The organism is Zoogloea sp. 1C4 (assembly GCF_009469605.1).
Taxonomy (GTDB): domain Bacteria; phylum Pseudomonadota; class Gammaproteobacteria; order Burkholderiales; family Rhodocyclaceae; genus Zoogloea; species Zoogloea oryzae.
On the sequence record NZ_SSXU01000019.1, the window covers coordinates 19,964 to 32,673 of the forward strand.

Genomic DNA, 12,710 nt, shown 5'->3' on the forward strand with positions numbered 1-12,710 from the left:
TGGGCCTCCTGCTAATTCTGATGGGCGTTTATTTCGGCGAGGCGGGCGTGGAGGCAGGCGGTGCAAGCTGCACCCGCCCGCTCATGCCGGCGATCAGATCGGGGAACTGGCCGTCGATGACGGCGATGGTCTTGACGGACTGGCTGACCGGGTCAACCTTGGCGCCCAGGCGGATGACCTTGGCCGGGTAGGTGCCGCCGGTCTCGTCGATCTTCACCTGGAAGCGGTAGCCGTCCTTCAGCCACGCCATCCAGCGCGACGGGACGATGAATTCCAGTTCGAGGGCGCTGTCGTCGATGATCTCGAGGATGCCCTGGCCAGGCTGGGCGAACTGCTGCTCGCGCACCTTCTGCTCGGAGACGCGGCCCGAGAAGGGCGCCGAGATCTGGCACTTCGAGAGGGTGGCGTTCATCAGCGACACGTCGGCCTTGGCCTTGGCGACTTCCGACTGGGAGGTTTCCAGCTCCAGCTTGCCCACCGAGTTGAGCTCGGCCAGGCGGTGGTTGGCCGCGTAGGTCTTCTCGGCTGCGCTCAGGGAGGCCTTTGCCTTGTTGAGCTGGGCCGCCTGCAGCGTGCAGTCGAGGACGATCAGCACCTGGCCGGCCTTGAAGCGCTCACCTTCGCGTACCGCAATGCGATTGACCTTGGCGCCCACTTCGGCGGAAAGGGTGGTGAAGCGCCGGGGCGACAGCTGGGCGCGGATGTCCTGGCGATCGAGCGCGGGGGCGGTTGCAGCGCCCGGAGGCGGCGGCGGGGTAACTCGCGGCGGCACCTGGGCCCAGGCGCCGATGACGGTGGCGCCGAGGGCGATGGCAAGCATGGAACGGAACATGGAGAACCTCGTCAGGGAGCGGTCTTGGCCGGAACAGCGGCGAGGGCGACGCGTTGCGCCTGGCTCATCGAGCGCTCGTGCACGTCGGCAATCGAGAACGCTGCGTTGGCAACCTTCGGTTCGCCGATGCCCTGGGCTGCGGAGATGTTCGACCAGGCAAAGCCACGGGCCTGGATCGGCGCGGTAACGGTGGGCTGAGCGGCATCGATGGCGGTGGTGCGTTCGCCTTCGGTGGCGTCGGCCTTGGGCGCGGGCGCGGCAGCCGGGGCCTTCAGGGCTTCACCGCGGTTCCACTGGTCCATACTGCTCTCGACGTTGCGGCGCAGGTCAGACAGGGAGGTGTCGTTCAGGCTGGTGATCTCCGGCTCGAGGCCGAGGGTGGACTGGATGCGGCTGCTGGCGGCATAGAGCTGGCTGACGGCCTGGTAGCGGCGCAGCAGGCTGACGATGGCCGAGGTGTTGCTGAAGATCAGGTCGAGGCGGCCCTTGGTGGCGGCATCCTCGCGGCTCTTGCTGTGCTCGAAGATGCGCTGGTCGACGGTGTAGATGGAGTCGGCACGGTCGAGCAGCTTGTAGGCGTTTTCATACTGCTGGCGAGCCAGGTGAACCTGCGCCAGCACGGCCATCTGGGTGGCCATGCGGCGCTGCTCGGCGAGCTTCTCGTTGGATTCGTTGAACTTGATCGCCGCAGGCGCGGACAGCAGGGTGAAGAGGTTCCAGCTGATCTGCGCGCCGGCTTCCTGCCACGAGTTGTGGATCAGGTAGCTGTTGGTGTCATGGCGCAGGCTGTAGTTGAAGGAGATGCCAGGGAACATGCGCATCATCGACTTCTTGGTTTCGGCCACGGCGATGCGCACGTTGTAAAACTGTTCGCGCAGGTCGGCGTTGCGGGCGATGGCGATGTCTTCCATCTGCTCGATGGGCAGCGGCAGGGCGGCGGGCTTGAGTTCGGTGGCGGAGGGCGCAGCGAGCTGGTACTGGGTGCCCGGCGGCAGGTTGATCAGCGCGGCCAGTTCGATCTTGGCGGCGGCGAGTTCCTGCTGGATGCTCTCGAGGATGCGCAGGTTTTCAAGCACGGTGCGCTGGTAGCGCAGGGCTTCGAGCGGGTCGCGGATGCGCTCCTGCTCGATCTTGCGGGAGTCGGCCAGGGCGGATTCGGCCAGGCGGATGGTTTCGCGCAGATCCTTCTCGATCTTCTCGGCGCTGGCGGCGCGCCAGTAGGCGGTGCGCACTTCCTGGATCAGGTTGTGCATGGCCTTGCGGCGGCGCTCGGTGGCGATCAGCACGCGGTCGGCGTTCTGCTTGGAGTTGTAGTAGCTGACGCCAAAGTCGAGCACGTTCCACGACAGGGCCAGATCGGTCAGGGTGTGGGAACGGTCGGACGAGATGTAGGGGTTGGCCAGGGAGGGCAGGCCGGTGACCGAATCCTTGCTGTTGGTGACGAGATCCTTGTCGCGCCACTGGTAGCCAGCGGAGGCGACCAGCTTGGGCAGCATGTCGTAGCGGCCGAGATCCAGCTGGCCGATGGCCAGGGCCTCTTCCATCATGCGGGTGCGGTGGTCGAGGTTGTACTTGATGCCGCGGGCGATAGCGTCGGCGAGGGTGAGCGGGCCGGTGAGCGGCTCCACGTTGGCGGCGGCGGCCTTGCGGTCGGCGGCGGCGATTTCCTTCTGGTCTTCGGCCGCGAATGGCGTGGGTACGGTCGAGCAGCCCGCGAGCAGCGCGGCCAACAGGACGCTGCACGCGCCAACCAGACGACCGCCGGGTACCGCGCGGGTGCTATTGAACTTGTTCATGATTCCCCCTGAGAGCGAAAAAATATGGCGTTGGCACAAGATTTGATTGGTTCGTTCTCACTGCCAGCCTGGGAATTGAGGGCGCGCGCGATGCCTGTCTGCATACCCCCGAGTGCCGTGCGGCTGGACTGCACCCGAACTCGGGAGTTTTTAACGGCAGGCAGTTGCCATTCTTTATCTTGAATGACCATTATTTTTTTTGATGATTTTGTTGAATTTGAGGATAAGCTCAAGCTTGCCGAATTTCGCTCGTAATCGTCCTGTTACCCGTATTGAGAACAGGTGGTTGCGATGTCGACAGGCAGAATCGGGCAGCTTCAGGCCTTGCTCGTGGAACCCTCCCAGATGCAGGCGAAGATCATCCGCAAGTGTTGCGATGAGGTCGGCCTGACCCGCGTGGAGCAGGTGGGAAGCATGGCGGAGGCGCTGGCGGCGGTGCGTCGGGCCCGCCCGGACGTGGTGCTGTCGGCGCTCTATCTGCCGGATGGTTCGGGTACTCGTCTGGTGGAGGCGCTGCGGGCGGATCCGCTATGGGAGTCGGTGGCCTTCATCCTGATCTCCAGCGAGACGAGCCCCAGGGCGCTGGATGCGGTGCGCCAGACCGGCGTGTGCAGCATCCTGCCCAAGCCTTTCACCGCCAACCAGCTGGCGCTGGCCCTCAACGCGACCGTGGATTACCTGACGCCCAACTACAGCTTCGACAACGCCTTCGATCTGGAGGCGGTGCGGGTGTTGCTGGTGGATGACAGCCCGAACGCGCGCAAATTCATGCGGCGGGTGCTGGAAAACCTCGGCATCCAGCACATCGTCGAGGCCGGAGACGGCAAGGAGGGGGCGGCAGTCCTCGACGAAACGATGGTCGACCTGATCGTCACCGACTACAACATGCCCGAAATGGACGGCCGCGAGTTTGTGGAATACGTGCGCAACCAGAGCTGGCAACGCACCGTGCCGATCCTGATGGTGACCAGCGAATCCAACGAAGGCCGGCTGGCGGCGGTGGAGGAGGCCGGCGTGTCCGGCATCTGCGACAAGCCCTTCGAGCCGTCGGTGGTACGGGGGCTGTTGGGTCGGATGTTGGGGGGCTGAGCGTCAGCCGCTGCGGACGTGTGGGGTAGGGTGAGGCATCTGGCTGTTTCCAGCAACAATCCCTCTTCGATTGTTGCTGGAAACAGCCAGATTGTTTTCAGGCCTTCACCGCCTCCAGCAGCGACTTCACCGCCGCCACCCGCTGCTTGAGATCCGGCGTCGAGACCTTACGGATCAGCTTGTCGGGGCCGGACATTTTGATCGTCTTGTCCTTCTGGATCAGCATGATGACCTTCACCGGGTCGATCGGCGCGTGCTGGCCGAACTGGATGCTGATCTGGCTCTCGGAGGCATCCATCTTGGCCACGCCGAAGGGCTTGACCAGCATGCGCAGGCGGTGGGTTTCGAGCAGCGTGCGGGTCTGCGGCGGCATCTCGCCGAAGCGGTCGATGAGCTCTTCCTGCAGGGCCTGCAGGTCGTCTTCGGATTCGCAGTTGGCAAGGCGCTTGTAAAGCGTGAGGCGCTCCTGGACGTCGCTGCAGTAATCGTTGGGGAGCAGCGCCGGGGCGTGGAGGTTGATCTCGGAGACGACTTCCAGCGGCTGGGTGAGATCGGGCTCCTTGCCTTGCTGCAGGTCGCGCACGGCGCGCTTGAGCATCTCGGTGTAGAGGCTGACGCCGACCTGCTGGATTTCGCCGGATTGGTTCTCGCCGAGCACCTCGCCGGCACCGCGGATTTCCAGGTCCTGCATCGCCAGATAGAAGCCGGAACCCAGCTCTTCCATCATCGTGATGGCCTCCAGGCGCTTTTGCGCCTGGGCGGTGGGTTTGGCGTGGGCGTCGGTGAGGAGGTAGGCGTAGGCCTGGTGGTGCGACCGGCCGACGCGGCCGCGCAGCTGGTGAAGCTGGGCGAGGCCGAAGCGATCCGCCCGGTTGATGATGATGGTGTTGGCCGTCGGGATGTTGATGCCGGTCTCGATGATGGTCGTGCACAGCAGCAGGTTGGCCTTCTGCGTGGTGAAGTCGCGCATCACGCGTTCGAGCTCGCGCTCGGGCAGCTGGCCGTGGCCGATGACGATGCGCGCTTCGGGCAGGAGTTCTTCCAGCGACTCGCGGACGTTCTCGATGGTCTCGACCTCGTTGTGCAGGAAGTAAACCTGCCCGCCGCGCTTGAACTCCCGGATCACCGCCTCGCGGATGATGCCCTTGCTGTGGCGCTGAACGAAGGTCTTGATGGCCAGGCGCTTCTGGGGCGCGGTGGCGATCACCGAGAACTCGCGCAGGCCTTCCAGCGCCAGCCCCAGGGTGCGGGGAATCGGGGTGGCGGTGAGGGTGAGGATGTCCACCTCGCTGCGCAGGGCTTTCAGCGCCTCCTTCTGGCGCACGCCAAAGCGGTGTTCCTCGTCGATGATCACAAGGCCCAGGCGCTTGAAGGTGACGTCCTTCTGGAGCAGCCGGTGGGTGCCGATGAGGATGTCCACCTTGCCTTCGCCCAACTGCTTGATGGCTTCGGCCTGCTCCTTGGCGCTCTTGAAGCGGGAGAGCTCGGCGACCTTGATCGGCCAGTCGGCGAAGCGATCGGCGAAGGTCTGGTAATGCTGCTCGGCCAGCAGCGTGGTGGGGCACAGCACCACCACCTGTTTTCCGTCGGCCACCGCGATGAAGGCGGCGCGCAGGGCGACTTCGGTCTTGCCGAAGCCCACGTCGCCGCACACCAGGCGGTCCATCGGCCGGCCGGATTTCATGTCGGCCACCACGGCCTCGATGGCGGCGAGCTGGTCCGGGGTTTCCTCGAAGCCGAAGCCGTCGGCGAAGGCCTCCAGATCGTGCTGCTTGAAGTCGAACTGGTGGCCCTTGCGCGCGGCGCGCTGGGCGTAGAGCGCGAGGAGTTCGGCGGCGGTGTCGCGCACCTGCTGGGCGGCCTTCTTCTTGGCTTTTTCCCACCGGCCGGAGCCCAGCGTGTGCAGATGCACCGCCTCCGGATCGGCGCCGGCGTAACGGGTGATCACGTGCAGCTGCGACACTGGCACGTAGAGCTTGTCGCCGTTGGCGTATTCGAGATGCAGGAACTCGGTCTGGCCTTCGCCCAGATCCATGTGCACGAGACCCATGTAGCGGCCGATGCCGTGGCTGGAGTGCACCACCGGGTCGCCGGGCTTGAGTTCGGACAGATCCCGCAGCCAGCCTTCCATCGTTGCGGCCTTGCGGCTGTCGCGGCGGGTCCGGGTGCGGGCGGTGGCGGCGTAGAGCTCGGATTCGGTGACGACGGCGATGCCGGCATCCGGCACCACGAAGCCGGCGGCAAGCGGGCCGACGCCCAGGGCAAGCTTCGCGTCGCCGCCGAGGAAGGCGTCGAAGCCGGCGGAGGGCTCGGGCTTCAGGCCGTATTCGGCAAAGTATTCGGCGATGGTCTGCTGACGGCCGGCGGATTCGGCGAGCACCAGCACCCGGCCGTCGAAGCCCGCGCAGAAGGCCTTGAAGCGGTGGAGCGGGTCGTTGGCCTTGCGCTCGACGGAGATGTCGGGAAGCGTGGCCGAAGGCCCGTCGCCAGCACCGGCCGGCAGGGCCAGGCGGGTGCGCTCCTTGAGGGCGACGAAGAAGGCTTCTTCCGACAGGAAGAGCTGGTCCGGGGCCATGATCGGCCGGGTCTTGTCGCCGCCGAGCAGATGGTGACGGCTGCGGGCGTCCTTCCAGAAGGCCTCGATGGCGCCGGGCACATCCCGGTGCAGCAGGATGCGGCTGTGGTCCGGCAGGTAGTCGAAGAGCGTCGCGGTCTCGTCGAAGAACAGCGGAAGGTAGTACTCGATGCCCGCCGGGGCGATGCCGTTGGAGACATCCTTGTACACCGCGCAGCGGGACGGGTCGCCCTCGAAGGTCTCGCGGAAGCGGCCGCGGAAGTGCGTGCGGCCGGTTTCGTCCATGGGAAATTCCCGCGCCGGCAGCAGGCGCACTTCCTTCACCGGGAAGACGGTGCGCTGGGTGTCCGGGTCGAAGGTCTTGATGCTCTCGATCTCGTCGTCGAAGAGGTCGATCCGGTAGGGCAGGGCGGCGCCCATCGGGTACAGATCCACCAGCCCGCCGCGCACGCTGAACTCGCCCGGCGACACCACCTGAGTGACGTGGGCGTAGCCGCCGATGGTCATCTGGTTGCGCAGGCCGTCTACATCAAGCCTGGCGCCCTGCTTGAGGAAGAAGGTGTAGGCCGCGAGGAAAGCCGGCGGGGCGAGCCGGTACAGGGCGGTAGACGCCGGCACCAGGGCGATGTCGGCCTCGCCGCGAGTGATCGCGTAGAGCGTGGAGAGCCGCTCGGAGATCAGATCCTGGTGGGGCGAGAAGCTGTCGTAGGGCAGGGTTTCCCAGTCGGGCAGCAGGTGGGTGCGCAGGTCCGGCGCGAGCCAGGCGATTTCGTCCGACAGGCGCTGGGCGTCCAGCGGGTTGGCGGTGACGACCACCAGCATCCGCTTGCCGTCGGCCAGCCGGGCGATGGCAAGGGCGTCGCTCGAACCGGCCAGCGAAGGCAGGTCGAGGCGCTGGCCAGGCTTGGCCTGGTTGAAGGCGTCGAGGGACGGGAGCAGGCGGGCGAGCGGTCGGGAGGCGGTCATGCGGAGGGTGCTGCGGAAAGACAAACCAGGCGGCGGATTATACGGCGGTGGCGCTCAGGCCCGGTCGATCTGGAAGGTTTCGACGACGCGGCCGGTTTCGATGCCGACCTCGTTCCAGGTGGATTCGGTGAAGCGCGCCCAGCCGTGGCGGTCGCGGGTGATGACGGTGGAGCAGCGGGTGCCATAGCCCGGCGCGCGGATGAAGGCGCTGGAGAGCATGCGCTCCCAGGCAAGGCTGACGCCGGTGCGAGGCAGCTCGGCGTCGGGCGCTGGGCGATCGTCGCGGAGCAGCTCACGCAGAGGTGTGTCGTCGGGCAGGGCCGCGAGGGCACGGGAGAGGCGGGACTTGCCGGCCTTCACCTTGGGCCACGGGGTGTCGAGCAGGTGGTTGGAGAGGGCATGGACGCCCGGCTCCAGCAGCTGTGCGGAGCCGCTCTCGCTCTCGTAGATGCCCAGCGTCTCGCCGTCGGACACCAGGATGTTGAAGGCGTTGTAGCGCGGGCCTTCGCGCTTGAGGCGGTCCAAGGCGGCCGCGGTGGATTCGTCGCTGCCGAGAAAATCCGCCACCAGCGCCCCGCGGGACGGGGTTCCGCTGCGTATCCGGGCGGGATCGCGAAAATTGGTGAGGCCGGCAAAGCGGCCCGACCGGCCGAGGCCGAGCCAGGTGCCGCCGGCTTCGAGATCACGACCGGCGAAGATCGCCGGCGCGCCGTCGGATGGCCACCAGGCGGCTGGAGCCGCCGGGCGGGCGAAGAACTCGTCGCGGTTGGCGGCGACCACCAGCGGGTAATCCGGGTGGGCGCGCCAGGCAACGAGGATCAGGCACATGCGACGAAGCGCTCGGTGTGGCGGCGGCCGCCGTCGTCGATGAAACGTGCGATGCCGTGGCGGTCGAGGCCCTGGGCGAGGGCGTCGTCGAAGGCGGCGGAGTCGGTCACGTTCTCGTAGATCTCCATCCACGTCCACGGGTCGTCGGCCTTGCGCAGGAAGCGCCCGGCCACGCCCGTCTGGCCGCGGAGCTCATCCTGCAGGTTGTAGAGCGTGCGGGTGAGATCGGCTTCCAGGCCCATGCGGACGGGGTAGTAGATGTAGTAATGGATCGCGGACGTCACGACCGGCCCTCAGGGAAGCGCGTAGGGCAGGGGCACGAAAGCCACCGCAGCGCCATCCGGGGCGCCGATCGTGGCCTTGCCCCCTTCGGCACTCGAGGTCTGCAGCACCACCAGGGCGTCGAAGCCGCCATCCGGCGCAGGGGCTGCACTCACCACCTTGCCAGCGGACTGGTCGCCGAAATCCGGGGCATACAGATCGGTGCCGGCCGCGAGGGCGGGCACGTCGGCGTGGATGCGGTACATGCGCTTCTTGAGCTTGCCGAGATAGTGGGTGCGGGCCACGATCTCCTGGCCGGGGTAACAGCCCTTGTTGAAGCTCACGCCGCCGATGAGGTCGTAGTTCACCATCTGCACGACGAACTCTTCCTGCACCGGCTGGGTGACCACCGGCTGGCCGGCGCGGATGTCGAGCCACTGCCACGCGGCGCTACCGGCCGGTTGGGCGCCCGCAGCCACGAACTTGGCCCACAGGTTGGGCGCTTCGGAGATCGGCGCCGACACGATGAAGCGGGAGTCATCCAGCCGCACCACGGTGGCAAGGCCCGACGCGGTGGCAAGTTCGGCGCCAGGGATGCCGAGGCCAGCAGCCTCAAGGGCCGCGCCAGCCCGCGGGCCAGCCAGGCCGATCAGCGCCGAATCGCCGCCGTCGTCCATCAGCCGCACCTTGGAGCGCAGGATGTACATCGACAGCTTCTTGAGCATCGCGGCGTGGATGTCGGCCGACAGGGTGAGGAGGTAATCGCCGGCTTCGCGCCAGAGCACGATGCTGGCCAGCATCCGGCCCTTGGGGCTGTTGAAGCTGGTGAACTGGGCTTCGTTGGGGCCCAGCTTCTTCACGTCGTTGGAGAACAGGTTGTGCAGGAAGGCGCAGGCGTCTTCACCGCTGGCGCGGATTGCACCAAGGTGGATCATCGGCACGACAATCGTGCCCTGGGCCGCGCGGATCACATCCTGCCGGGCCTCTTCGGAAAACTGCACGGCGTTGTCGCCGGAGAACTGGGCGCCTTGGTTGGCGAGAAAGGTTTGCCAGGTTGCGTTCATCAGTGGTCGTGGTCCTGAGTCTGAAACGAGTCCAAAAGCGGTTTGCGCTATTATAGAGGCCTGACCGCGCAGGCTTCGGCCTGTCTGCGGTCTTTGTCGTACCGGCGGGGCAGTCCTCATCAAAGTTGTCCATGTCCGGGCCGGCTTGCGGCGCCCACCTCTTTGCTCACCTCATTCGTTTGTTTCCCACGCGCCAAGTTCCCAGATGAAGCGCCTGTTTTCCCGTTTAGTCGTGCTCGCGCTCATCGGACTGGCCTGCCTTGCCGGCGCGCTCGCGTGGTTTGCCTATCGTCCGCTGCCGCTGCGCCAGACGCCGCTGGATTTCACCGTCGAGCCCGGCTCTTCGATGAAGCAAGTGGCGCGCCAGCTTGTTGACGCCGGTTTCGACATGCCGCCGCTGGCCATCGTCACCCTGGCGCGTATCACGCGTCAGGCCAATGCGATCAAGGCTGGCAGCTACGAGGTGGAGGCAGGTGTCACCCCGCTGCAACTGCTTAACAAGCTCAGCCGTGGCGACGTGAGCCAGGCCGAACTGCCGGTGATCGAGGGCTGGAACTTCCGCCAGCTGCGCGCCGCGCTCGATCGCCACCCGGATCTGCGCCACGACACCGCCGGGTTGTCGGATGCTCAAATCCTCGAAAAGCTCGGCGTGGACGCGCGTCACCCCGAAGGCCTGTTCTTTCCCGATACCTATCTCTTCGCCCGCCGCTCCAGCGATCTCGATGTGCTGCGCCGGGCCCACGCAAATCACCAGAAGGTGCTTGATCGGGAATGGCAGCGCCGTGCCGATGGCCTGCCGTACAAGACGCCCTACGAGGCGCTGATCATGGCCTCCATCGTCGAAAAGGAAACCGGCCAGGCGGCCGACCGGCCGATGGTGGCCTCGGTGTTCATCAACCGGCTGCGCGCTGGCATGTTGCTCCAGACTGACCCGACGGTAATCTACGGCCTCGGCACCGATTTCGACGGAAACCTGAAGAAGCGTGACCTGCTTGCCGACACGCCCTACAACACCTACACCCGCACAGGCCTGCCGCCCACGCCGATCGCCATGCCCGGCACGGCCGCGCTGCGGGCGGCCCTCAATCCGCCCGCCACCGATTACCTTTATTTCGTGGCCCGCGGCGACGGCTCCAGCGAGTTTTCCCGCAATCTCGACGAACACAACCGGGCCGTGGCCCGCTACATCCGGAAACGCAGCCAGTGAAATCCCGCTTCATCACCTTTGAAGGCATCGACGGCGCCGGCAAGAGCAGCCAGATCGCGGCTGTCGTGGCGCTGATCGAATCCCGCGGCATCCACGTCGTCCAGACTCGCGAACCCGGCGGCACGCCCCTCGGCGAGAAGCTGCGCGAACTGCTGCTGCATGAGCCGATGCACCTGGAAACCGAAGCCATGCTGATGTTCGCCGCCCGCCGCGAGCACCTCGCAGCGCTCATCGAACCGTCGCTCGCCGCTGGAAAATGGGTGGTCTCCGACCGCTTCACGGACGCCACCTACGCCTATCAGGTGGGCGGACGCGGGCTGGACGAAGGACGCTTCGCCGCGCTCGAGCAGTGGGTTCATCCCTACCTTCAGCCGGATCTCACGCTGATCTTCGACCTCGATCCGGCTGTCGCCGCGCGGCGTCTAGCCGGCACCGGCGTGGCGCCGGACCGCTTCGAGCGGGAGAAGACCGATTTCTTCGAGCGGGTCCGGTCGGCGTATCTGCGCCGGGCGGCGGCCGATCCGAAGCGGGTCCGGGTGATCGACGCCAGCCAGACGCCGGACGAGATCCGGCTGCAGGTCGAGGCCGTCGTCGGCGAGGCGTGTTTCCAATGATCTTCGAATGGCAGGCCGCCCTGTGGCAGCGCGTGCTCGACAGCGCCGAGCGCATGCCCCACGCGCTGCTCTTTGCCGGCCCGGCTGGCGGCGGCAAGCGGGTTTTTGCCGAGGCTCTGGCGGCGCGGGAACTCTGCGCCCAAAATGGGGTCGATGGACATGCCTGCGGCGTCTGCGAGGATTGCCTGTGGCGTCTGTCCGGCAACCACCCTGATCTCATGCGTGTGATCCCGGAAGCCGATCAGGAAGACCGCGGCGACGCGGCGACTGAAAAGCCCGAAGGTGGCAAGGCGGCCAGCCGACAGATCGTGATCGAACAGATCCGCAACCTCCAGCAGGCGCTGACCACCGGCGGCCACCGGGGAGGGCGTCGGGTGGTGATCATCGATCCGCCCGAGGCCATGAACCTGTTCACCGCCAACGCGCTGCTCAAACTGCTCGAAGAACCCACGACCAACGCCTTGTTCATTCTGGTTTCGTCCTCTCCCAAGCGTCTTCTGCCGACGATCCGCAGCCGCTGCCAGACGTGGGCCTTCCCGCGTCCGCCGGCCGAGATGGCCACCCGCTGGCTCGCCGACAAAAAGGTGCCGGACGCCGCTGCGCTGCTGGCCTTTTCCGGCGGCATGCCGCTGGCCGCAGCCGAGATGGCCGAAGGTGGCGCCGCTGCCGCACGCAAGCGCTTTGTGGATGACATCGTCAGCGTGCCGCGCAAGGCGCCGCTGCGTCTGGCGGGCGAATGGGAGAGCTGGCTGAAGAGCAAGGACGCGCTGGCCTGCGGCTTCGACATGCCGACGCTGGTAGGCTGGCTGCAGCGCTGGGTGGCCGATCTGGTCAGCCTGCGCCTGGGTGGGCCGGTGCGCTTCTTTCCTGCGCAATATGACATTCTCCACGGGCTGTCCGGTCGGCTGACCATCGACGCTGCCCTCGGCTGCTACAATGAAATCACCCAGTCCCGCCGGGTTTCGCAGCATCCGCTGAACGCCCGGCTTTTTCTTGAGGACATGCTTTTGCGGTACGCCCGGAGTCTTCAGGCCGCCGCGCCAGCCATGCGCAGATGAACGATTCCCTGAAGCGCCCCCTCCAGCCGCGCCCCAGCGTCCTGTCGCTCAACATCAGCTCCAAGTCGGCGCTGTACGCGGCCTACATGCCGTTCATCAGGAACGGCGGGATCTTCGTGCCCACCACCCGCGAGTACAAGCTCGGCGACGAGATCTTCATGCTCCTGCAGATCATGGACGATCAGACCAAGCATCCCGTTGCCGGCACCATCGCGTGGATCACCCCGGCCGGGGCCCAGGGGAACAAGACGCAGGGTATCGGTGTCCAGTTTGCAGGCGACGATGCCGGGCAGGTGCTGCGCAACCGGATCGAACAGATCCTCGCGGGGCATCTCGGCTCATCGCGCCCGACGCACACGCTCTGACGCTGTTTCCGTCGTCGTTTCCGCTTTCAATCCGAGAAGCTCACTGAAGCCTTTC

Annotated in this window: 11 protein-coding genes; 5 read left to right on the forward strand and 6 right to left on the reverse strand. The window is 66.3% G+C overall.

The annotated features are described in order from the left end of the window. Window positions 1-28: 28 nt before the first annotated feature. Both GH681_RS18095 and GH681_RS18100 read right to left on the reverse strand, forming a co-directional pair. Window positions 29-832 carry an efflux RND transporter periplasmic adaptor subunit gene (locus GH681_RS18095; RefSeq protein ID WP_228111973.1) on the reverse strand — a complete coding sequence of 268 codons (804 nt, stop codon included), beginning with the start codon at window positions 830-832 and terminating at the stop codon, window positions 29-31. Window positions 833-843: 11 nt separating this feature from the next. After that, a complete protein-coding gene (locus GH681_RS18100; RefSeq protein WP_153162943.1) occupies window positions 844-2,628 on the reverse strand; it encodes a TolC family protein in 1,785 nt (594 codons plus the stop codon). A 291-nt stretch (window positions 2,629-2,919) separates the two neighbouring features. Here GH681_RS18100 and GH681_RS18105 point away from each other — a divergent pair, with 291 nt between their 5' ends. Next, entirely contained in the window at window positions 2,920-3,717 is a 798-nt protein-coding gene (locus tag GH681_RS18105) for a response regulator (protein ID WP_153162944.1), read from the forward strand. Between the two features lie 97 nt (window positions 3,718-3,814). Here the strand turns inward: GH681_RS18105 and mfd are convergent, their stop codons facing one another. From mfd to GH681_RS18125, 4 genes are read right to left on the reverse strand one after another with little or no spacing between them, the layout of a single operon-like run. Beyond that, window positions 3,815-7,258, reverse strand: coding sequence for a transcription-repair coupling factor (gene mfd / locus GH681_RS18110; RefSeq protein WP_153162945.1), 3,444 nt, complete (start codon window positions 7,256-7,258; stop codon window positions 3,815-3,817). 54 nt (window positions 7,259-7,312) lie between these two features. Further along, complete coding sequence (locus GH681_RS18115) at window positions 7,313-8,086, reverse strand: NRDE family protein (protein WP_153162946.1); 774 nt, start codon at window positions 8,084-8,086, stop codon at window positions 7,313-7,315. Continuing rightward, on the reverse strand, window positions 8,077-8,370 hold the full coding sequence (locus GH681_RS18120; protein WP_153162947.1) for a DUF4936 family protein: 294 nt from the start codon (window positions 8,368-8,370) through the stop codon (window positions 8,077-8,079). Before GH681_RS18120 ends, GH681_RS18115 begins: the two co-directional genes overlap by 10 nt. Window positions 8,371-8,379: 9 nt before the next feature. Further along, the gene (locus tag GH681_RS18125) at window positions 8,380-9,411 is read right to left on the reverse strand and encodes a folate-binding protein YgfZ (protein ID WP_153162948.1); all 1,032 of its coding nucleotides are present in this window, start codon (window positions 9,409-9,411) and stop codon (window positions 8,380-8,382) included. A gap of 205 nt (window positions 9,412-9,616) precedes the next feature. Here GH681_RS18125 and mltG point away from each other — a divergent pair, with 205 nt between their 5' ends. The 4 genes from mltG to GH681_RS18145 are packed head-to-tail and all read left to right on the forward strand — an operon-like array spanning window position 9,617 to window position 12,655. Further along, a complete protein-coding gene (mltG, locus tag GH681_RS18130; RefSeq protein ID WP_153162949.1) occupies window positions 9,617-10,618 on the forward strand; it encodes an endolytic transglycosylase MltG in 1,002 nt (333 codons plus the stop codon). Next, window positions 10,615-11,232: a dTMP kinase gene (gene tmk / locus GH681_RS18135; protein WP_153162950.1), complete on the forward strand. Its 618-nt coding sequence runs from the start codon at window positions 10,615-10,617 to the stop codon at window positions 11,230-11,232. The genes mltG and tmk overlap by 4 nt, the downstream gene beginning before the upstream one ends. Then, window positions 11,229-12,290, forward strand: a complete 1,062-nt coding sequence (gene holB / locus GH681_RS18140; protein ID WP_153162951.1) for a DNA polymerase III subunit delta' — start codon at window positions 11,229-11,231, stop codon at window positions 12,288-12,290. The genes tmk and holB overlap by 4 nt, the downstream gene beginning before the upstream one ends. Next, window positions 12,287-12,655: a PilZ domain-containing protein gene (locus GH681_RS18145; RefSeq protein WP_153162952.1), complete on the forward strand. Its 369-nt coding sequence runs from the start codon at window positions 12,287-12,289 to the stop codon at window positions 12,653-12,655. Before holB ends, GH681_RS18145 begins: the two co-directional genes overlap by 4 nt. Window positions 12,656-12,710: the final 55 nt, after the last annotated feature.

Coding starts and splice junctions, on each gene's coding strand:
- GH681_RS18095 (WP_228111973.1), bottom strand. CDS start 832: ATGTTCCGTTCCATGCTTGCCATCGCCCTCGGCGCCACCGTCATCGGC.
- GH681_RS18100 (WP_153162943.1), bottom strand. CDS start 2,628: ATGAACAAGTTCAATAGCACCCGCGCGGTACCCGGCGGTCGTCTGGTT.
- GH681_RS18105 (WP_153162944.1), top strand. CDS start 2,920: ATGTCGACAGGCAGAATCGGGCAGCTTCAGGCCTTGCTCGTGGAACCC.
- mfd (WP_153162945.1), bottom strand. CDS start 7,258: ATGACCGCCTCCCGACCGCTCGCCCGCCTGCTCCCGTCCCTCGACGCC.
- GH681_RS18115 (WP_153162946.1), bottom strand. CDS start 8,086: ATGTGCCTGATCCTCGTTGCCTGGCGCGCCCACCCGGATTACCCGCTG.
- GH681_RS18125 (WP_153162948.1), bottom strand. CDS start 9,411: ATGAACGCAACCTGGCAAACCTTTCTCGCCAACCAAGGCGCCCAGTTC.
- mltG (WP_153162949.1), top strand. CDS start 9,617: ATGAAGCGCCTGTTTTCCCGTTTAGTCGTGCTCGCGCTCATCGGACTG.
- holB (WP_153162951.1), top strand. CDS start 11,229: ATGATCTTCGAATGGCAGGCCGCCCTGTGGCAGCGCGTGCTCGACAGC.
- GH681_RS18145 (WP_153162952.1), top strand. CDS start 12,287: ATGAACGATTCCCTGAAGCGCCCCCTCCAGCCGCGCCCCAGCGTCCTG.